The organism is Massilia phyllostachyos, from assembly GCF_021044825.1.
GTDB classification, from domain to species: Bacteria; Pseudomonadota; Gammaproteobacteria; order Burkholderiales; family Burkholderiaceae_D; genus Telluria; species Telluria phyllostachyos.
Genome location: NZ_JAJNOC010000006.1, coordinates 272,795 through 293,016, shown reverse-complemented (window position 1 = coordinate 293,016; position 20,222 = coordinate 272,795). Strand labels below are relative to the sequence as shown.

The window sequence follows — 20,222 nt, the reverse complement described above, 5'->3', positions numbered from 1 at the left end:
GATATTCCGACAAGGAACATTCTGAATAGAAAGTTACCAGACGGATAGTATCAAGAAAACCTTTTGCCATTTCGCCAAAGGGCCGGGATGCAGCCAATTAGCATCACTTCTGAAGGCACATCCCCCCTGGGATGGGGGGGCGATATATAGGCTTTGCCAATAAAAGCAATGCTTCCATCGGCAAAGCTTATGGATGAGTTACAGCTTGTAGTCGATGATCAAGGGTGCGTGGTCGCTGAACTTTTCGTCCTTGTAGATCGACACCGCATGGGCGGTGGCGGCGATGCCCGGGGTGGCGACGTGATAATCGATGCGCCAGCCGACGTTCTTCGCGTACGCCTGGCCGCGGTTGCTCCACCAGGTGTAATGCTCGGCGTCCGGATGCACCTTGCGGTGCACGTCGACCAGGCCGATCTCGTCGAAGATGCGCGTCATCCAGGCGCGCTCTTCCGGCAGGAAGCCCGAATTCTTGAGGTTGCCTTTCCAGTTCTTGAGATCGATTTCCTTGTGAGCGATGTTCCAGTCGCCGCAGATCACCACTTCGCGGCCTTCGGCCTTGAGTTCCTGCAGGTGCGGCAGGAACACTTCCATGAAGCGGAACTTGGCCAGCTGGCGCTCGGGCGAGGACGAGCCGGATGGGCAGTAGACCGAGATGATGGTCAGGTTGCCGAAATCGCAGCGGGTGTAGCGGCCCTCGGCGTCGAACTCGAGGCAGCCGAAGCCGATGCGCTTGTTGTCAGGCGCGCTGCGGCTGTAGACGCCGGTGCCGGAATAGCCCTTCTTTTCGGCGTAGTGGAAGTGGCCGTGGTAGCCGTGCGGGGACAAGAATTCCTCGGTCATGTCGGCTTCCTGCGCCTTCAGTTCCTGCACGCAGATGTAGTCGGCGGACTGGGTGGCGAGCCAGTTGAAGAAACCCTTCTTGTGGGCCGAACGGATGCCGTTCAGGTTGGCGGAAATAATTCGTGGCATGGATCGTGGTGGACTAGGGATGGCGGCCGGAACGGCCTGGAAGTATCCGACAGTGTAGCGCGTTTTGTATCCACCAGGAACTTTGACGCTAGTCGAAAGTCCTGAAGGTAATATTGCTCCGCAATAGGGTACGCTGTTTATCCGTGTTGGGTAAGAAATTTCCGGTCACCGGCATGGCATTCGACAGACATTCATGGATACCGATACCCGCAGCGCGCGCCCCGACGGCGATGGCTCCAATGGTTCCCACAGCGTCCGCTTTTACGCGGACGATGCCGCCTTGCTGGATGAGGCAGCGGGTTTCGCCGACGCGGCCCTGTCCGTGGGCGGCGCCGCCATCGTGATCGCGACCAATGCCCACTGCGCCGGTATCCGGCGCCAACTGGCGGCCCCTGATCGCGCGCGCTTTCTCGATGCAGATTTAACCCTGGCGCTGCTGCTGGCGGACGGCTGGCCGGACGAAGCGCGCTTCCACCACGTGTTCGGGCCGCTGCTGGCCGAGGCCGGGCCTGGCCCGGTGCACATGTTCTGCGAAATGCCCGCGCTGCTGTGCGCCCAGGGACGCTACCAGGCCGCAGTGCGCCTCGAACAGCTGTCGCATGCGCTGTGCGCGGACCGGCGCGTCTCGCTGTTCTGCGCCTACCCTTGGCGCCTGTTCCCGGACGCGGCCCAGGCCCAGGCCTTCGAGGACATCTGCGCCGAACATGGCCGCGCCTGCGGCAGGACGGTGCACGGCGCCGATCTCGACCTGAAGGGACGCTCGCTGGCGCAGGCGCGCCGCGAACAGAAGGCGCCGGAGGGCGAGGCGTCGCGCCGGCGCGAACCGGCGCCGCACGTCGGACGCGAGCAGCGCCGGCAGCCGCGCGAGGCGGCCGACGGCGGCGCCCGTCAGGGCGAGGGCATGCACCGCGTGGGCCCCGACGGCACCATCCTGTGGGCCAGCCGCGCCGAACTGCAGATGCTCGGCTACCGCTGGGAAGAATACGTCGGCCGCCACATCGCCAACTTCCACGTCGACGCCGAGCTGGTCGACCTGATCCTGGACACCCTGCTGTCCGGCGGCAGCCTGGCCGGCCAGCCGGCGCGCCTGCGCTGCAGGGACGGATCGATCCGCCACGTGCGGATGCGCGCGAGCGCCTGTTTCGAGGACGGCCGGCTGCGCTACGGCGCCTGTTTCACGCGCGACGACCCCGCACGCCACGACGCCGCCGGCGCGCTGCTGCGGCGCGACAGCCAGCTGCTCAACGCTCCGGTGGCGGTGGCCCTCCTGATGGCGCCCGACCTGCGCATCCGCCAGGCCAACCGGCACTTCCGCGAACTGTTCGGCCGCCGCGAGCTGACCGGCAAGCGCCTGGTCGAAGCCCTGCCGCAGCTGCGCCACGGCGCCCTTGAGGCCGCGCTCGAGCAGGTGTTCGAGACCGGCGAACCGTACTGCGAACCGGCGCTGGGCCTGGTGCTGGCGGATGCCGCCGGCATGCCGGTCGAGCGCTACTTCACGGTCAACCTGGAAGCCCTGTACAACGCCGGTGGCGAGCGCCATGGCGTGATGGCGGTGGTGGTCGATGTGAGCACGCACCTGCGCGCGCGCCGCGCCGGCCCGGCGCCCGCGCCTTCGACTTCGTCTCGGGAGCAGGCCGCCGACGGCAAGGACGAGGGGCGCCGGCCCGGCCGCCAGTGAGCCGCGCGCTCCGGCATGGCCAGCCCGGGCAGGGGACTGCATGCGCCGGCCGGTTTACAATACGCGCTTTCGAACCAGTTCTAGGGGAAGCACGTGAGCGATCTGCGCCAGGAATTTATTGCATTTTCGGTCGAAGCCGAGGTTTTGCGTTTCGGTGAATTCACCACCAAGGCCGGCCGCCTGTCGCCGTACTTCTTCAACGCCGGCCTGTTCCACGACGGCGCCACGCTCGGCAAGCTGGCCCAGTTCTACGCCCAGACCCTGCTCGACTCCGGCGTCGCCTTCGACATGCTGTTCGGCCCGGCCTACAAGGGCATCACCCTGGCCTCCGCGACCGCCGTCGCCCTGGCCGCCAAGGGCCGCAATACGTCGTTCGCCTACAACCGCAAGGAAGCCAAGGACCACGGCGAAGGCGGCACCATCGTCGGCGCCAAACTGTCCGGCAAGGTCGTCATCATCGACGACGTGATCTCGGCCGGCACCTCGGTGCGCGAATCGGTCGACATGATCCGCGCCGCCGGCGCCGAACCGGCCGCCGTGCTGATCGCACTGGACCGCATGGAACGCTCCGGCAAGGACGGCGACCTGTCCGAGCACTCGGCGGTGCAGCAGGTATCGCAGGAATTCGGCATCCCGGTGATCGCGATCGCCAACCTCGACGACCTGTTCACCTACCTGTCGACCGGCGCCGCTGCCGCCGACCTCGGCGCCCATAAGGACGCCGTCGCCGCCTACCGCACCCGCTACGGCGTCTGACCCTAATTGGGGTCAGAGTCAAATTATTGAGCAATTACCTAAAGTTGCCTGCAATTCGACTCCGACCCTAATTATCCTGTCCCGCCGGTTCTTCCTTCCTAATTGGGTCAGAGTCGAATTATTTGCCAAAAGTTTTAAAGCTACTGGTCTCGAGCCATTTTTGATGGCTTTTAGATAGGTTCTGGAATCAATTGGCGAATAATTTGACTCTGACCCCATTTACCTTGGACCGAGCCGCATTGCTTGCGCTTGGATCAGTCAGGTTCGATCAAGGCGAATTTTGCCTTGCGCATCGCAGCGCCCGGCTTCCAGGGCGGGTTGATCACGGTGATGTCGCGCACGCCGAAGCGGGCGAAGCCTTCCAGCGAATAGGTCCAGCCGAGCATGTTCGAATCGTTCTCGTAACGTGCCTGATAGCGCTCCCGCTGGCCCAGCGTCGACAGGTCTTCGCGTACGCCGAGCCAGCGCAGAAAGGCGCGCTCCTGCTCGCCATCGAGCTTGATGGTCTTGTCGAGGTCGTCCATGAAGGCCTTGCGCTGGGCGGGCGGCATCGCATCGAGCATTTTCTTGGTGGCGTCGTCGAACTGGACTTGCCCGCTGCTTGGGCCGCCGTGGTAGCCGATCACTGCGAAATTGCTGACCACTTTCTGCCGCGCCGCGGGGAACACATAGTTCGCGCAGGAGGAGAAGCAGAATTCCAGCACCTTGATGTCGAGCTTGCGTTCGCGCACCCAGCGCCCGAGCGCCATGCCCGGGCCGACCGCGCCGCCCACGCTACGGATCGACAGCACCGTGGGCTTGTCCGCCAGGCTGTCGTAGAGGGCGAACAGGCGCTTGTTCGCGTCCTCGTTCACGCCACCCATGTAATTCAGTTCGCCATTGCCGAGGTAGACCTGGGTCGTCTCATCAACGGACTGGTCAAGGGGGCTGGCGGCGAGCAGGGACAGCAGGGCGAGAGAGGCGAGGTGGCGCATGATGGGCTTTACCAAGAGAAGATGCCCGATTATAAGGAGCCCGTCTCCCTGCAAATCTCACCGAAGTCCACACCCGGCGTCATGCCGCCCTGGGCGCCTGTCCGTACAGGGCCAGCTGATCGGCCAGCGCTTTCCCGAAGGCCGGGCGGTCCATGCAGCGGTCGCGGTAGGCGCGCAGCCTGTCATGGCGTTCGACCAGCTCCATGCCGTCCAGCAGACGCAGCACGGTCGTCATCAGGATGTCGGCCGCGCTGAACTCCCCCGCCAGCCAGCCGCGTCCCTCGAGCCAGTCGTCCAGGTCGCGCAGGCGCTTGCGCACCATTTCCTCGGCGGCGGGGCGTGCGCCGGCAGCCCAGTCCTCGTCGCCATGGAACAGATTCAGGGTGACGAGTTCGGCAAGGTAGGGCTCGACCGAATTGAGCGCGGCAAACATCCACACCGTCACTTGGGCGCGGGCGTGCGCATCCTGTGGCAAGAGAAGCGGGCAGCGCTGGGCGAGGTGGAGCAGGATCGCGCCGGACTCGAACAGCCGCAGGTCGCCATCCTGCAGCATCGGAATCTGGCTGAAGGGCTGTTCCTTGCGGTAGGCGGGCAGGGCGGCGTCCTGGAAATCGAGCAGGCGCAGTTCGTAGGGCAGGCCGGCCTCCTCCAGCGCCCAGCGCACGCGCAGGTCGCGCACATAGCCGGCCGCGAACGGCGGAACACTGCGGAAAGTGGTCAAAGTAAGCATCGCGTTTCCTCTTCGTGGTGTGGTGGAAGCGACGATACGCGTGACCATATTATGTTCAAGAACATAATATCGATCGGCGCATAATGCTTGTCCGAGGAGCGGACCTCCAGTCATGCCTTTGGTGTCTCACGCTACGTAAGTTGGCGTGTAGGCGCACCATCGAAATGACTCAGCTATGCCGCGAAAACCAAGCGACGGAGATGAGAATGATGAATGTGCATAACTTACAGGTAAGTAAGGAGGTGGTAGTGGGAACGCGGTTCGCCACCGACGCCCTCGCGGCGACAACGGCGCTACCCGTGGCGAGTCTGACGGCAACGTCAGGCACTGCCGCCGGCATACTGCTGGTGGGAGGCGGGAAAGTCACGCCTGTCAGATACGAGCACGGTCAACAAGACGGTTCGGGGCAGGAAGAGGACGCTGAGCACCTTTGTTCACGTCTCTGATAGCAGGATCCACATGCCCTACAGCAGCGAGCACAAGGCCCAGACCCGCGAGCGCATCGTCAGCGCCGCGCGCAGGCTGTTCAACCGGCACGGCTTCGAGCAGGTGTCGATCGACCGCGTCATGCTGGAAGCCGGCCTGACCCGCGGCGGCTTCTACCACCACTTCGGCAGCAAGGACGAGCTCTACGCCGCCGCCGTGGCCAGCTTCACCAACTGCAACCCCTTCCGCGCCGACCTCGAGCACAATCCGCTACCCGAGCCCGACGAGATGGCGCGCATGCTGCTCGACATTTATCTCAGCGACGAGGTGTTCGACAACGTCGACTTCCACTGTCCCCTGTACGCTCTGCCGGGCGACGTGGCGCGCGCCGGCCTGTCGCCGCAAAAGGCCTACACCCAGCTGATCCGCAACCTGACGCAGATCTACGCCAGCGCCCTGGCCGGTGAGCCCGACGGCGAAGAGCGGGCCCAGGCGATCGTCGCCCTCTGCGTCGGCGGCATGGTGCTGGCCCGCACCACCGACGACCCATCCCTGCGCCGCTCCCTGCGCGCCGCCGCCCGCCAGCAAGCACTGACTCTGCTGTCGCCCACCACCGCACACCCCATCCAATTAGGGTCAGAGTCAAATTATTGAGCAATTGCCCATAACAGGGGCGTAATTCGACTCCGACCCTAATTGCCGGAAATTAAATGCCCCGAAAATGAATGAGGGTCAGAGTCGAATTAATGGGAAATTTAACAAAGTTTCCCAACAATTCGACTCTGACCCTCATTGAGGGGCAATTCGACTCTGACCCTCATTGAGGGGTGGTCAAGGTTTAGACGGCGAGTTTTTGCTTCAGCAGCTCGGTGACTTGCGCAGGATTGGCCTTGCCCTTCGAGGCCTTCATGGCCTGGCCGATCAGCGCGTTGATCGCCGCTTCCTTGCCAGCGCGGTATTGTTCCACCGACTTGGCATTGGCGGCCAGCACCTCGTCGACGATCGCCGCCAAGGCGCCGGTATCCGAGATCTGCTTCAGGCCCTTCTGCTCGATCACGGCGTCGGCCAGGTTGACATCATCCGACTTGGCTTCCCACATCGCCGCGAACACTTCCTTGCCCGCCTTGTTCGAGATCGTGCCGTCGGCGATGCGCTTCAGGAGCAGGGCCAGCTGGGCCGCGCTCACCGGCGAAGCGTCGAGTTCCACGCCTTCGCGGTTCAGGGTCGACGAGACGTCGCCCATCATCCAGTTCGCGGCCGCCTTGGCGTTTTCCTTGCCGGCCGTGGCCACCACGGCTTCGTAATAGGTCGCCATCGCTTTCGACGAGGTCAGCACCAGGCTGTCGTATTCCGGCAGGCCGTAGTCGCCGGTGAAGCGTGCGCGCAGGGCGCCCGGCAGTTCGGGCATCTCGCCCTGGATGCGGTCGATCCAGTCCTGGCCGATCACCAAGGGAGGCAGGTCCGGGTCCGGGAAGTAGCGGTAGTCCTGCGCGTCTTCCTTGGTGCGCATCGAGCGGGTTTCCTTCTTGTCCGGATCCCACAGGCGGGTCGCCTGGATCACCTTGCCGCCGTCTTCGATCAGCTCGATCTGGCGCCGCACTTCGTAGTGGATCGCCTCTTCCATGAAGCGGAAGGAGTTCAGGTTCTTGATCTCGCAGCGGGTGCCGAATTCCTTCTGGCCCATCGGGCGCACCGAGACGTTGACGTCGCAGCGGAAGGAGCCTTCCTGCATATTGCCGTCGCAGACGCCCAGCCACACGACCAGCGAGTGCAGCGCTTTCGCATACGCCACCGCCTCGTTCGCGCTGCGCATCTCCGGCTCGGACACGATCTCGAGCAGCGGCGTGCCGGCGCGGTTCAGGTCGATGCCGCTCATGCCGGCATAGTCCTCGTGCAGCGATTTGCCGGCGTCTTCCTCGAGATGGGCGCGGGTCAGGTTGACGGTCTTGGTCTCCAGCTTGCCGTCCTTCTCGTAGGCGAAGCTGATGGTGCCGCCCTGGACCACCGGGTCTTCGAACTGGCTGATCTGGTAGCCCTTCGGCAGGTCGGGGTAGAAGTAGTTCTTGCGTGCGAAGACCGATTGCGGCGCGATTTTTGCGCCGACGGCCAGGCCGAAGCGGATCGCGCGCTCGACGGCGCCGCGGTTCAGGACCGGCAGCACGCCCGGCAGCGCCAGGTCGACCGGGCTGGCCTGGGTGTTCGGCTCGGCGCCGAAGCGGATCGAGCTGCCGCTGAAGATTTTCGATTGGGTCGTGAGCTGCACGTGGTTCTCAAGACCGATGACGACTTCCCATTGCATGATGTGTTCTCTCTTTTGTTCGCTTGCCGCCGCAGTGAGTTGCTGTTGTTCTGCGCGGCGGCTGGTTGAACGCGTGGGCGGGACCGCCCACGCTACGTTTTCGCGGCGTTACACGCCGTGCCGGTTAGACGCCTTCCGGGGCGCATTGGTGCCAATCGGTCACTTGCTGATACTGGTGCGCGATGTTCAGCAGCTTCGCCTCATTGAAGTAGTTGCCGATGATTTGCAGGCCGACCGGGCGCTTGGCATTCTTCTCGCCCTGGCCGAAACCGCAAGGGATCGACATGCCCGGCAGGCCGGCCAGGCTGGTCGACAGGGTGAAGATGTCGGCCAGGTAGTTCGCCACCGGGTCGTTGGATTTCGAGCCCAGGTCCCAGGCCACGGTCGGGGCCACCGGGCCCATGATCACGTCGCACTTGTCGGCGAAGGCCGCCTGGAAGTCGTCCGCGATCAGGCGGCGGATTTTTTGCGCTTGCACGTAGTAGGCGTCGTAGTAGCCGTGGCACAGCACGTAGGTGCCGACCATGATGCGGCGCTGGACCTCGCGCCCGAAACCTTCGGCGCGGGTTTTGCGGTACATGTCCTGCAAATCCTTGTACTCCGCGGCGCGGTGGCCGTAGCGCACGCCGTCGAAGCGCGACAGGTTCGACGAAGCTTCCGCCGGAGCGATGATGTAGTAGGTCGGGATCGACAGCGCGGTCTTCGGCAGCGAGATGTCGACCAGGGTCGCGCCCAGTTTCACGAACTGTTCCAACGCGGCGCGCACGGCTGCTTCCACATCGGCCGCCAGGCCTTCGCCGAAGTATTCGGTCGGCACGCCGATGCGCAGGCCGTTCAAGGGCTGGTTCAGGTCGCGCGTATAGTCTTCCGCCACGTTGCCCTGTTCGACGGTCAGGCTGGTCGAGTCGCGCTCGTCGAAGCCGATCATCTCGTTCAGCAGCAGCGCGCAGTCCTCGGCGGTCTGGGCGATCGGGCCGCCCTGGTCGAGCGAGGAAGCGAAGGCGATCATGCCGAAGCGCGAGACGCGGCCGTAGGTCGGCTTGATGCCGGTGACGCCGCAGAAGGCGGCCGGCTGGCGGATCGAGCCGCCGGTGTCGGTGGCCGTCGCCGCCGGCGCCAGGCGCGCGGCCACTGCCGCGGCCGAGCCGCCCGAGGAGCCGCCCGGCACCGCCAGCGGATCCCAGGGATTCGAAACAGCGCCGAAGGCCGAGTTCTCGTTGGCCGAGCCCATCGCGAATTCGTCGAGGTTGACCTTGCCGAGGGTGACCATGCCGGCCCTGGCGAAGCGGTCGACCACGGTGGCGTCGAACGGGCTGACATACCCGGCCAGCATCTTCGAGCCGGCCGTGGTGCGCCAGCCGCGGGTGACGAAGATGTCCTTGTGCGCGAGCGGCACGCCGGTCAGCGGGCCGGCGTTGCCGGCGGCGATGCGCGCGTCGGCGGCGGCTGCCTGCGCCAGGGTGCGCTCGCGGTCCACGTGCAGGAAGGCGTTGTGGGTGCTCGCCTCGATGCGGCCGAGGTAGTGGGTGGTCAGCTCGACGCTCGAGACCTGCTTCGATTGCAGGAGCGCGGACAGCTCTTTGATGGTCTTGTTATGCATGGGCGTAGACGTGTTGGATTCGTTGATTACTCGATGACCTTCGGCACCAGGTACAAGCCGTCCTGGGTCTTCGGCGCCGGCGCCTGGTAGTCCTCGCGGCGGTTCTCTTCGGTGACGACGTCGGTGCGCAGGCGCAGCGGCAGCGCCATGATGGCGGCCAGCGGCTGTGACAGGGGCGCGACACCGCTGGTGTCCACCGCCTGCATCTGTTCGGCCAGGGCGAAGATGCCGTTCAGCTCCGCCAGGGCGGTCTCGGCGTGTGCCTCATCCATCTCGAGCTGGGCCAGGTTGGCGATGCGTTTTACGTCTGAAAGTGTCAGGGACATGGCAAAAAGGCGCGGCGCGGGCCGCGTGCAAAATGTGGTTGAGCGAATAACGGAAGTTGGCAAAGCAGTCAGCGAACGGCATGCTACGTCCGATAAAACCTTGGAAACACCGTCGATCTCGCCTTGGAATTGGGGGTGAAAACCGCCCGTTTTCAGCATGTAATCGACAAATTATAAGGTAGAATGGCGGGCTAATGCGCTGTCGGGCCGAAAGCCGGTCCGCCGCAGGAAAGACCGCGATGCAGGCATCACACGAGAGCAGCAGGCGCGGCGAAGACAACCCGATCAATCTTCACGCGCACCCGGTGCGCAATCAGGACACCCATGTTTGGTTTTTTACGCAGCTACTTCTCGAATGACCTGGCGATCGACCTCGGCACCGCCAACACCCTGATTTACGTGCGCGGCCTGGGCATCGTGCTGGACGAGCCGTCGGTGGTGGCGATCCGCCAGGAAGGCGGCCCGAACGGCAAGAAGACCATCCAGGCGGTCGGCAAGGAAGCCAAGCAGATGCTGGGCAAGGTGCCGGGCAATATCGAAGCGATCCGCCCGATGAAGGACGGCGTGATCGCCGACTTCACCGTCACCGAGCAGATGCTCAAGCAGTTCATCCGCATGGTGCACGACTCGAAATTCTTCCGTCCCTCGCCGCGCATCATCATCTGCGTGCCGTGCGGCTCGACCCAGGTCGAGCGCCGCGCGATCCGCGAATCGGCCCTCGGCGCCGGCGCCTCGCAGGTCTACCTGATCGAAGAGCCGATGGCGGCCGCGATCGGCGCCGGCCTGCCGGTCTCCGACGCGACCGGCTCGATGGTGGTCGACATCGGCGGCGGCACCACCGAAGTCGGCATCATCTCGCTCGGCGGCATGGTCTACAAAGGCTCGGTACGCGTGGGCGGCGACAAGTTCGATGAAGCGATCGTCAATTACATCCGCCGCAACTACGGCATGCTGATCGGCGAACAGACCGCCGAAGCGATCAAGAAGGCCATCGGTTCGGCCTTCCCGGGTTCGGAAGTCAAGGAAATGGAAGTCAAGGGCCGCAACCTGTCCGAAGGCATCCCGCGCTCGTTCACCATCTCGAGCAACGAGATCCTGGAAGCGCTGACCGATCCGCTGAACCAGATCGTCTCGGCCGTCAAGAACGCGCTCGAGCAGGCCCCGCCGGAACTGGGCGCCGACATCGCCGAGAAGGGCATGATGCTGACCGGCGGCGGCGCGCTGCTGCGCGACCTCGATCGCCTCCTGATGGAAGAAACCGGCCTGCCGGTGCTGGCCGCCGAAGACCCGCTGACCTGCGTGGTGCGCGGTTCGGGCATGGCGCTGGAACGCATGGACAAGCTGGGCTCGATCTTCTCCTACGAATAAACCCATCGCCGGCCGATGTCGCAGCGGGCAGAGCGCACAAGTGCGCGTCTGCCCGCAATAGCATCGGCACGCGCCGCAGTCTTCCAGACCAGACGCCACACAGGACACCAACCAGGACATGGAATACAGTCCTCCGCCGCTTTTCAAACAAGGCGCCCCGGCGCGGGTCAAGGCGATCGTCTTCGCCCTGATCTCCATCGTGCTGCTGGTGGTCGACGCCCGCTACCAGACCCTGGCCTCGGTACGCCAGGTGGCCGCCACCGTCCTGTATCCGCTGCAGATGGCGGCCCTGATGCCGCGCGAGGCGCTCGGCAATATGGGCGGCTATTTTTCCTCGATCTCGACCCTGCAGCGCGAAGTGCGCGAACTCAAGACCCAGCAGCTGGCGCAGGCGCGCGTGCTGCAGCAGGCCCAGCTCCAGATGGCCGAGAACGCCCAGCTGCGCCGCCTGATGGACGCGCGCCAGCACCTGCCGCTCAAGGCCCAGCTGACCGAAATCCTGTACGACGCGCGTGATCCGTCCACCCGCCGCATCGTGATCGACCGCGGCTCGCGCGACGACGTCGTGCCCGGCCTGCCGGTGATCGACCATGCCGGCGTGGTCGGCCAGGTCACCCGCGTGTTCCCGTTTACGTCCGAAGTCACCCTGCTGACCGACCGCGACCAGGCGATTCCGGTGCAGGTGCTGAGGAGCGGCCTGCGCAGCATCGCCTACGGCCGCGGCCAGTCCGGCCTGCTCGACCTGCGCTTCGTGGTCGCCAACGCCGACATCCAGGTCGGCGACGTGCTGGTGACCTCGGGCCTGGACGGCATGTATCCGGCCGGTCTCGCAGTGGCCAAGGTGGTGCAGGTCGAGAACGTCGCCGCCGGCGCCTTCGGCCGCGTGGTGTGCCAGCCGCTGGCCGGCATCGACCGTAACCGCCAGCTCCTGATCATCATGTCGCAGTCCGACCTGCCGCCGCGCCCGGCGGCGGAAGTGGCGCCGCCCGCCACCACGGCGCGCCGCAAGCTGCCGGACATGGCGCCGATCCCGGCGCCGCCGCTGCCGGCCTCGCCGCTGCCGCCGCAGGGCGCGCCGATGACGGGGCAGGGCATCGCACCGAACACCGCGCCCGCCGCGGCGCCGGTGAATGACGCCGCGCCTGCCACGACTTCCGCGAACGGCGGCGCGAACGGTGTAACGCCGCCGGCCCGTCCGGCCGCGACCACCGCCGCCCCGGCCGCACCGTCGGCCGCCGCGCCGCGGACGCAGTCCGCAACCCCGCAACCAGGAGGACCGGCCAATGCCCGGTAACCGCCCGCACTACATCCTGCTGCCCGTCAGCCCGCTGTTCATCACCTTCAGCCTGGTGTGCGCCTTCATGCTCAACCTGCTGCCGATGGGACGCTGGGTCGGCGCGCCCGACTTTGTCGCGCTGGTGCTGGTGTTCTGGGGCATCCACCAGCCGCGCAAGGTCGGCATCGGCGTCGCCTTCGTCATGGGCCTGCTGATGGACGTGCACGACGCCAGCCTGCTGGGCGAGAACGCGCTGGCCTACACCCTGCTGTCCTACCTCGCCATCATGATCCACCGCCGGGTGCTGTGGTTCCGCCTGATGACCCAGGCCGTGCACGTGTTCCCGCTGCTGCTGCTGGCCCAGGCGGTGCAGGCCTTCGTGCACTTCACGGCTTCGGGACGCTTCCCCGGCCTGCTGCACTTCGCCGAAAGCCTGGTGGCCGTCGCCCTGTGGCCGGTGATCACCTGGCTGCTGCTGGCGCCGCAGCGCCGCGCCGTCGACCGCGACCACACCCGCCCGATCTGATCCGCAGCTTCATTCACATCTATCGAGTTTCCGCGCTGTGACCGAATTCAAGGACAACGACCGCGAGATCCACCAGTTCCGCATGCGCCTGACGGCGCTGGTGGGGCTCGTCTTCATCTGCTTCGGCCTGCTGGTCGCGCGCTTCGTGTGGCTGCAGGTCCTGCAGCACGACAAGTTCGCGCTGCAGGCCGAGGGCAACCGCATCGCGCTGGTGCCGATCGTGCCGAACCGCGGCCTGATCGTGGACCGCAACGGCGTGGTCCTGGCCCGCAACTACTCCGCCTACACGCTCGAGATCACGCCCTCGAAACTGCAGTCGAACATGGAATCCGTGATCGACGAGCTGGCCAAGCTGGTCACCATCGAGCAGCGCGACCGGCGCCGCTTCAAGCGCCTGCTGGAGGAGTCGCGCAGCTTCGCCAGCGTGCCGCTGCGCACCCGCCTGACCGACGACGAGGTCGCGCGCTTCACCGCCCAGCGCTTCCGCTTCCCTGGCGTGGAAGTGCAGGCGCGCCTGTTCCGCCAGTACCCGCTGGGAGAAACGGCCTCGCACGTGATCGGCTACATCGGCCGCATCAACCAGAAGGAAGCGGCGCGGCTGGAAGAAGAGGGCCTGGACGCCAACTACAACGGCACCGAACACATGGGCAAGGAAGGCGTCGAGAAGAAGTATGAAAGCTACCTGCACGGCACCACCGGCTACGAGCAGGTCGAGCGCACCGCCGGCGGACGCGCGATCCGCACCCTGTCGCGCACCGCGCCGACCCCGGGCAGCAACCTGATCCTGTCGATCGACATCGAGCTGCAGAAGGTGGTCGAGGAGGCCTTCGGCGAGAACCGCGGCGCCCTGGTGGCGATCGAACCCTCCACCGGCGACGTGCTGGCCTACGTTTCTCGCCCCGGCTACGACCCCAACCTGTTCGTGGACGGCATCGACACCCAGAGCTGGAACGAGCTGAACACCTCGCTCGACAAGCCGCTGATGAACCGTCCGCTGTCGGGCACCTATCCCCCTGGCTCGACCTTCAAGCCCTTCATGTCGCTGGCGGCGCTGGAACTGGGCTTCCGCAAGCCGTCGGACGCGATCCGCGACCCCGGCTTCTTCATGCTGGGCGGGCACCGCTTCAACGACGACAAGCCCGGCGGCCACGGCTACGTCGACATGTACCGCTCGATCGCCGAATCCTGCGACACCTATTACTACCAGCTCGGCAACGAGATGGGCATCGATAACATCGCGAACTTCATGGGCCAGTTCGGCTTCGGCCATCCGACCGGCATCGACCTGGAGCACGAGAAGACCGGCGTGCTGCCGTCCAAGGAATGGAAGGCGAAACGGTTCGCCAGGAACCGCGCGGCCCAGAAGTGGGTGGGCGGCGACACCATCTCGGTGTCGATCGGGCAGGGCTTCAACAACTACTCGATGATCCAGCTGGCGCACGCGGTGTCGACCCTGGCCAACAACGGCGTCGTGATGAAGCCGCACCTGGTCAAGATCATCGAGGACGGCGCGACCAAGCAGCGTTCGCTGACGGTGCCGAAGGAAACCAAGCGCATCCCGCTGAAGCAGGAGAACATCGACTTCATCAAGCGCGCGATGGTCGGCGTGACCCAGGAAGCCTACGGCACCGGCCGCCGCGCCTTCGCCGGCGCCGAGTACATCTCGGCGGGCAAGACCGGCACCGCGCAGGTGATCGGCCTGAAGGGCCAGAAGTACAACGCCCACGCGATCGACGAACGGCATCGCGACAACGCGCTCTACGTCGCCTTCGCCCCGGCCGACAAGCCGACGATCGCGCTGGCGCTGATCGTCGAAAACGTCGGCTTCGGCGCCTCGTTCGCCGCGCCGATCGCGCGCAAGGCGATCGACTACCACCTGCTGGGCAAGCGCCCGGCGCCGCCCAAGCCCAAGGATCCGGTCCCCGGTGCGCCTGCCGCGCCGGCCGCGCCCAAGCCCACAGCGCCCGCGGCGCAGCCGGCCGCGCCGATCATCCAGGCCGCGGCCGCAGTGTCCGCGCCCGCCCCCGCCACCCGAAAGGAATAAGCCGATGGCGCACATTCCAGAACGCCGCTCGCTGCGGCGCCGCCTGCGTCCCTATTTCACGGTCTTCGACTGGCCGCTCGGCCTGGTGCTGTTCGTGCTGATGATGACCAGCGTGATCACCATGACCTCGGCCGGCGCCGACTTCCCGGACCGCGTCGAGCACCAGATCCGCAACTTCCTGCTGGCCTTCGGCGTCATGTGGATCGCCGCCAACGTGCCGCCCCAGACCCTGATGCGGCTCGCCGTGCCGATCTACACGATCGGGGTGACCCTGCTCATCGCGGTGGCCCTGTTCGGCATCATCAAGAAGGGCGCGCGCCGCTGGCTGCACGTGGGCGTCGACATCCAGCCTTCCGAGATCCTCAAGATCGCCACGCCCTTGATGCTGGCCTGGTACTTCCACCAGCGCGCGAACCTGAGCAGCTGGAAGAACTACCTGGTGGGCGCGGTGCTGCTCTTGATCCCGTTCACCCTGATCGCCAAGCAGCCCGACCTCGGCACCGCGCTGATGGTCGGCGCCTCGGGCTTCTACGTGATCTTCCTGGCCGGCCTGCCGTGGAAGGCGCTGGTCGGGCTGGCCCTCACCGGCGCCGCGGCGCTGCCGGTGGCCTGGTCGATGCTGCACGACTACCAGCGCGAGCGGGTGATGACGCTGATCGACCCGACCTCCGACCCGCTGGGCAAGGGCTTCCACATCATCCAGTCCGAGATCGCCATCGGCTCCGGCGGCCTGATGGGCAAGGGCTACGGCAAGGGCACCCAAGGCTACCTGGAATTCATTCCGGAACAGACCACCGACTTCCTGTTCTCGGTGTATTCGGAAGAATTCGGCATGATCGGCAACCTGTTCCTGCTGTTCGTCTACCTGCTCCTGATCGGCCGCGGCCTGATGATCGCGGCGAATGCGCCGAACACGTTTACCCGCTTGCTGGCCGGCGCGATCACGATGATTTTCTTCACCTATGCCTTCGTCAACATGGGCATGGTGAGCGGCATCCTGCCGGTCGTGGGCGTTCCCTTGCCCTTCATGAGCTATGGCGGAACCGCCTTCATTACCCTGGGCCTCGGCGCTGGTATATTGATGAGTATCCAAAGACACCGTAAACTGGTGCAGACGTAAACGATGGAGGACCGCGTATGGCCGTTCCAAGAAGACAACTTCCCACGGTCATTGCACTGGCCACACTCCTCGCCGGCTGCGGCACCACCGAGACCGGCGAACACAAGAGTCTGATCCCGCTTCCCTGGAAGCACCATCCCACGGCGAAAAACACGGCCGTGCCCAAGCTGCCGCCGGCCAACTCCGGCCGCGGCGGCTACTACAAGGACGACGGCCCCGGCGACAATCCCCCGCCCGGCCTGATGGACCTGCCCGACGCGGTGGTCAAGGCCGAGCCCTATGCCAAATGGGCGAACCGTCCGTACTCGGTGTTCGGCACCACCTACACCCCGATCCTGCACGAGGACCCCTTCGTCCAGAGCGGCGTCGCCAGCTGGTACGGCGTGAAGTTCCACGGCCAGAAGACTTCCTCGGGCGAGCTGTACGACATGTACAAGATGACGGCGGCGCACCCGACCCTGCCGATTCCCTCCTACGCCCGCGTGACCAGCGTCGAAACCGGCAAGTCGGTGGTGGTGCGCATCAACGACCGCGGCCCCTTCCACGCCAGCCGCATCATCGACGTGTCGTACACGGCGGCCCTGAAACTGGGCTTGCTGGGCAAGGGCAGCCACCAGGTCGAGATCGAGCGCCTGTTCCCGAACGACCCGACCCGCATCGCCACGGTGCGCCGCGCCATCACGTCGGAGCAGCAGTCGGCGCCGCCGGAGATCGCGGCCCTGATGCTGGAAGACCGCGTGCAGACCGACAGCGCGGCCGTGGCACAAGTCGGCCCGCCGGTTGCCAAGCTGGTGCCGCGCAACGGCTTCTACGTGCAGCTCGGGGCTTACGGGCGCGCCGGCACCGCCGAAGCCATGGGCGAGCGCCTGAATGCCGCCGGGGTCGAAGTCGGCAAGCTGGAGGTCGTGAAGGTGGGATCGGTGAATCGCCTGTTCGGCGGGCCGTTCGAGACGCGCGAGGATGCTTCGGCGGCGGCGCGCGCGGTGCCGGCCTCGTTCGGGCTGAAGCCGATCGTCGTCAAGCGCTGACGCATTCAATGGTCCCCGAGGTTGAAATATCGCAGAGGGTCGCGAAGCGCGCTAACCGACCCGTAGCGATCAGTCCCACCAAAGGTAGAGCCCTTTTCTTTTCTGGATGTCTTGTTCAAGAGCCTTCTGAGAACCTGCACCCTGATCGACAATATCCGGGCAGAATTTGTACACCTCCTTCGCAAAGGACTGCACGTTGCTCGGCATACGAGTAAAGCGTAGTTGTATCGTGTCGGTTTCGGCCTGCCAGATATCTATGCCGTAAGCTTCATGCCAACGCGCTAATCTGCGTTTGAGATCCTCGTTGTTCATGTTGTAATTCACCGCGTCAGTCTGTGCGATGTGGAGGATGTCAAGTGGCCCGCTTCCTTTCCCGACGACGAGTTCGACTCCACGAGCAGATGGTTTCGTCAGGCTGCGCGTGGTACCGATAAATGCGACCAGCCCAGCAGGAAGTTCATTGCGTAGCGCAATGAGCATGGCTTCTGCTCTGGTTTCGTCTACCAAAGCTGAAATCGCTCCATCGTATCGATCTCGGCCGAAGTCTCGTGTGGAATAGGGCCGGACATGCGCACCAGAGATACGCTGCAGCAGCGTGGAGGCCTGTTCCAATGGCTTGCTCGGCTCCGCTCGGCAGCTTGCACCAGCCAGCACCATGAAAAACAACGCGATTGAGCGAGCAATTCTGAAGAGGTTCATATGTGTGTAGAACACTTATTAAGGGGGACAACCACTCGTTCGAGTGATCGTTTGTGACCAAACATGGCCGTTAGCGACGGACCGGATCCGACCTGAAGTGGGCGGTGCGTTTCTTCCGATGCTGACGAAATCCAAGCCGTTCTACTTAGGCGTGCCCGTCCACCATCCTAACTTTGACTGTGGCTTGTCTCGCTTATCGTGGGTCCGGCCTGTATGGCCTCACACCTTGGAGAGTCTGCTTTTAGCCGATGACTTCCTCTTAGCTCAGCATATCAGGTCGCCAGGGCGGGAAAATTCCGAAGCAATCGTGTTCACAGTTGAATCTATTTGCGGCGCGCGCCGAACAATCCTACAGTGTAGCCGGCGTCCTTCAAGAATCTTGTGGCTTTCCCGTTCAAAATCAGGAGGGCGACGAGACCCACATAGGGAATCCAAAGCAGAACTAGCCATTTCCCTCCGCCCCCTGTTGCAAAGCCATCCTTATGCGTTTGCAGCGCATCACCCAGGTTATATACCGCCCAGTAGGACAGGCCGACGCCTGCCAGATAAAAAAACCATCCAATATCTGGCACGATGCCGGCAATTTGCAGCATTACTGCAATGAGCAGTGCTTTTTGAGCGCGGACGACACTCCAGCCGTAACCAGGATTAGTATTGAAATCGATTGGACTACCTTGCACTGCTGTTGCTGGAGAGTAGGAATTTTCTTCTTTAATCTGAATTCCTTGCTATCGTTATCAAAGTTCCGCTTCTGGCCGAACATGGCCACCATGCTCAGCATAGCAGGTCGCCAGGGTCGAAAAATCGCAGATTGTCACGAAAGCAGGAACCCACCCGTAGTAGAGATTCACCACCATCCTACTGACACTCAGCGCAACATTACAAAGATGATGAGGAGAGCCACAGCAATCGATATCCAGTAGCAAATCTTTTCAAATTTCGATGACTCCGCGTACCGTTGATCTCTAGTCTTGGTGAAAGTTTCCTTCAGCTGCTGCTTGTAAGGCTTTTTCATGGCTTCTTCAATAAATCGTCGCTGATGACAGGAGCTATCAACATTCAACGTCCGCTTCTGGCAATCTCGGCCGTTGGACTCCGCTTGGCAAGATGGTCAGGTTGAAAGGTCGTGGACTGTGACGAAAGACCGGATCCGACCCAAGGCGGACTTGTGCGGTGATCAGAATTTGGTTTGACTCGGCGCCTTCTGCATGGCCGACTCGACAAAGCCGCAACGAGGACACTTCTCGACATCCAAGATCCATCCTAGCCAGGAACCCGCAGATTTTTTTGAGATGCCATACCACACTACACTCAAGCGGCAAGAAGGACAACGTAAGAGTATGCATCCAGCGCCCAGCGTAGTGAAACCGATGACTATCCCGCCTAACAAAACAAGCGACGGATCAGTATCGAGGTAGCTAGCGATCTTACTGTTCGCGAACAGCAAAAGCCCAGCGACCGCTGCCATTGCTCCGAGAAGCCAGAATTTCCACGGGTGTCGCGCCAGGAGGGCTGTATGACATGACTTGTCTGGTCTCACTATGACTCCACTGTGATTCCGGTTTCGCTGACTGAAAAAGGCAACGACTGGCCGGCTGCTTTGAACGAAGGCACCTTGAGGTCGGCATGGCAGGTCGCCACTGCCGGAAATCGCAAACTGTCACGATGGACTTGATCTGACCCGAAGCAGACGTAGATCCAGCTAGGTGAACGGCCTAGTTGTTGAGCTTGTAGATTCGCTCGATTTCTCCAGGAGACAGTTTCAACAAGTTTCGTTCGATAGTCTCAGGAGTGACATCGGGCGGAAAATACATGGTGACAATTTCCCCGCCTAGTCGTTCTTTTGTCGTTCGATAGTCATATGGCAAATCGCATTCATCGCCAAGGAAGTCGTCGATAAAGTCGAAAAGTTCATAATCCTCAACAACGACGATACACCGATTCTTGTCGTCCAACCCCACGCTGATATAAGGAAAAATCTGATTCACGATGGGATCCCAAGTAGGAAGAAAGTCTAGCGCACGGTGCCGGCCTTGTATGGCCTGAAGCCGATCGTCGTCAAACGCTGACGAAACGCATCGGGCCACGTCTTGTGTGTCTATCTCCCGATGCGCAACCGTTACGTGCTTATGTTGATTCAGCCGTACCAAGCCCGTTTTGCACGAAATGCAGTTCAGGATCCAGCTTCGGCCCATCTGGATCTTCGGCGATCTGCGAATATTCAGAAGGATCCCGCGGTGGCTTCAATGGTGGCGCCGGCGCCATGCCTGCAAATGCTGCCACCATCAGAAAGCCGAGCCAGCGATATCGCTCTCTTCACGGCGGTGGTTCAGGAATCGTATTCGAGGAAGGCTCTTCGTTGTCGTCATCCACCGGAAAGATCGCTTTCGTTTGAGTTCTGTC

The 20,222-nt window shown here is 63.5% G+C and carries 18 protein-coding genes; 9 read left to right on the top strand and 9 right to left on the bottom strand.

Annotation, left to right across the window (positions count from 1 at the left end; genetic code table 11):
- Positions 1-198 precede the first annotated feature (198 nt).
- A complete protein-coding gene (locus LQ564_RS18615) occupies positions 199-969 on the bottom strand; it encodes an exodeoxyribonuclease III (protein WP_231059608.1) in 771 nt (256 codons plus the stop codon).
- A gap of 193 nt (positions 970-1,162) precedes the next feature.
- Here LQ564_RS18615 and LQ564_RS18610 point away from each other — a divergent pair, with 193 nt between their 5' ends.
- Both LQ564_RS18610 and pyrE read left to right on the top strand, forming a co-directional pair.
- Positions 1,163-2,647: a PAS domain-containing protein gene (locus LQ564_RS18610; RefSeq protein ID WP_231059607.1), complete on the top strand. Its 1,485-nt coding sequence runs from the start codon at positions 1,163-1,165 to the stop codon at positions 2,645-2,647.
- 93 nt (positions 2,648-2,740) lie between these two features.
- Positions 2,741-3,403 (top strand): orotate phosphoribosyltransferase, encoded by a 663-nt coding sequence (pyrE, locus tag LQ564_RS18605; protein ID WP_231059606.1) that lies wholly within the window; start codon positions 2,741-2,743, stop codon positions 3,401-3,403.
- A gap of 254 nt (positions 3,404-3,657) precedes the next feature.
- Here the strand turns inward: pyrE and LQ564_RS18600 are convergent, their stop codons facing one another.
- Both LQ564_RS18600 and LQ564_RS18595 read right to left on the bottom strand, forming a co-directional pair.
- Positions 3,658-4,377: a hypothetical protein gene (locus tag LQ564_RS18600; protein ID WP_231059605.1), complete on the bottom strand. Its 720-nt coding sequence runs from the start codon at positions 4,375-4,377 to the stop codon at positions 3,658-3,660.
- Between the two features lie 79 nt (positions 4,378-4,456).
- The gene (locus LQ564_RS18595; RefSeq protein WP_231059604.1) at positions 4,457-5,107 is read right to left on the bottom strand and encodes a glutathione S-transferase family protein; all 651 of its coding nucleotides are present in this window, start codon (positions 5,105-5,107) and stop codon (positions 4,457-4,459) included.
- Positions 5,108-5,566: 459 nt separating this feature from the next.
- Between LQ564_RS18595 and LQ564_RS18590 the strand changes: the two genes are divergently transcribed.
- Positions 5,567-6,187 carry a TetR/AcrR family transcriptional regulator gene (locus tag LQ564_RS18590; protein ID WP_231059603.1) on the top strand — a complete coding sequence of 207 codons (621 nt, stop codon included), beginning with the start codon at positions 5,567-5,569 and terminating at the stop codon, positions 6,185-6,187.
- Between the two features lie 184 nt (positions 6,188-6,371).
- Here the strand turns inward: LQ564_RS18590 and gatB are convergent, their stop codons facing one another.
- The 3 genes from gatB to gatC form a co-directional block, all read right to left on the bottom strand.
- A complete protein-coding gene (gatB, locus tag LQ564_RS18585; RefSeq protein ID WP_231059602.1) occupies positions 6,372-7,832 on the bottom strand; it encodes an Asp-tRNA(Asn)/Glu-tRNA(Gln) amidotransferase subunit GatB in 1,461 nt (486 codons plus the stop codon).
- 124 nt (positions 7,833-7,956) lie between these two features.
- Positions 7,957-9,432 carry an Asp-tRNA(Asn)/Glu-tRNA(Gln) amidotransferase subunit GatA gene (gene gatA, locus LQ564_RS18580; RefSeq protein ID WP_231059601.1) on the bottom strand — a complete coding sequence of 492 codons (1,476 nt, stop codon included), beginning with the start codon at positions 9,430-9,432 and terminating at the stop codon, positions 7,957-7,959.
- A gap of 26 nt (positions 9,433-9,458) precedes the next feature.
- On the bottom strand, positions 9,459-9,758 hold the full coding sequence (gatC, locus tag LQ564_RS18575) for an Asp-tRNA(Asn)/Glu-tRNA(Gln) amidotransferase subunit GatC (protein WP_231059600.1): 300 nt from the start codon (positions 9,756-9,758) through the stop codon (positions 9,459-9,461).
- A 324-nt stretch (positions 9,759-10,082) separates the two neighbouring features.
- Between gatC and LQ564_RS18570 the strand changes: the two genes are divergently transcribed.
- The 6 genes from LQ564_RS18570 to LQ564_RS18545 all read left to right on the top strand — a co-directional run bounded on the left by LQ564_RS18570 (position 10,083) and on the right by LQ564_RS18545 (position 17,120).
- Complete coding sequence (locus LQ564_RS18570; RefSeq protein WP_159696538.1) at positions 10,083-11,126, top strand: rod shape-determining protein; 1,044 nt, start codon at positions 10,083-10,085, stop codon at positions 11,124-11,126.
- 118 nt (positions 11,127-11,244) lie between these two features.
- Positions 11,245-12,420 (top strand): rod shape-determining protein MreC, encoded by a 1,176-nt coding sequence (gene mreC / locus LQ564_RS18565; protein WP_231059599.1) that lies wholly within the window; start codon positions 11,245-11,247, stop codon positions 12,418-12,420.
- Positions 12,410-12,928, top strand: coding sequence for a rod shape-determining protein MreD (gene mreD, locus LQ564_RS18560; RefSeq protein ID WP_231059598.1), 519 nt, complete (start codon positions 12,410-12,412; stop codon positions 12,926-12,928). Before mreC ends, mreD begins: the two co-directional genes overlap by 11 nt.
- A gap of 37 nt (positions 12,929-12,965) precedes the next feature.
- Positions 12,966-14,972, top strand: a complete 2,007-nt coding sequence (gene mrdA / locus LQ564_RS18555) for a penicillin-binding protein 2 (protein WP_231059597.1) — start codon at positions 12,966-12,968, stop codon at positions 14,970-14,972.
- A 4-nt stretch (positions 14,973-14,976) separates the two neighbouring features.
- Positions 14,977-16,092 carry a rod shape-determining protein RodA gene (gene rodA / locus LQ564_RS18550; protein WP_231059596.1) on the top strand — a complete coding sequence of 372 codons (1,116 nt, stop codon included), beginning with the start codon at positions 14,977-14,979 and terminating at the stop codon, positions 16,090-16,092.
- Positions 16,093-16,109: 17 nt separating this feature from the next.
- Entirely contained in the window at positions 16,110-17,120 is a 1,011-nt protein-coding gene (locus LQ564_RS18545) for a septal ring lytic transglycosylase RlpA family protein (protein ID WP_231059595.1), read from the top strand.
- A gap of 69 nt (positions 17,121-17,189) precedes the next feature.
- On the opposite strand, the gene LQ564_RS18540 is transcribed toward LQ564_RS18545, so the two are convergent.
- From LQ564_RS18540 to LQ564_RS18530, 3 genes are all read right to left on the bottom strand, one after another.
- A complete protein-coding gene (locus tag LQ564_RS18540; protein WP_231059594.1) occupies positions 17,190-17,819 on the bottom strand; it encodes a DUF4253 domain-containing protein in 630 nt (209 codons plus the stop codon).
- A gap of 323 nt (positions 17,820-18,142) precedes the next feature.
- Complete coding sequence (locus tag LQ564_RS18535) at positions 18,143-18,499, bottom strand: hypothetical protein (RefSeq protein WP_231059593.1); 357 nt, start codon at positions 18,497-18,499, stop codon at positions 18,143-18,145.
- Between the two features lie 1,035 nt (positions 18,500-19,534).
- Positions 19,535-19,807 (bottom strand): hypothetical protein, encoded by a 273-nt coding sequence (locus tag LQ564_RS18530; protein ID WP_231059592.1) that lies wholly within the window; start codon positions 19,805-19,807, stop codon positions 19,535-19,537.
- Between the last annotated feature and the right edge of the window lie 415 nt (positions 19,808-20,222).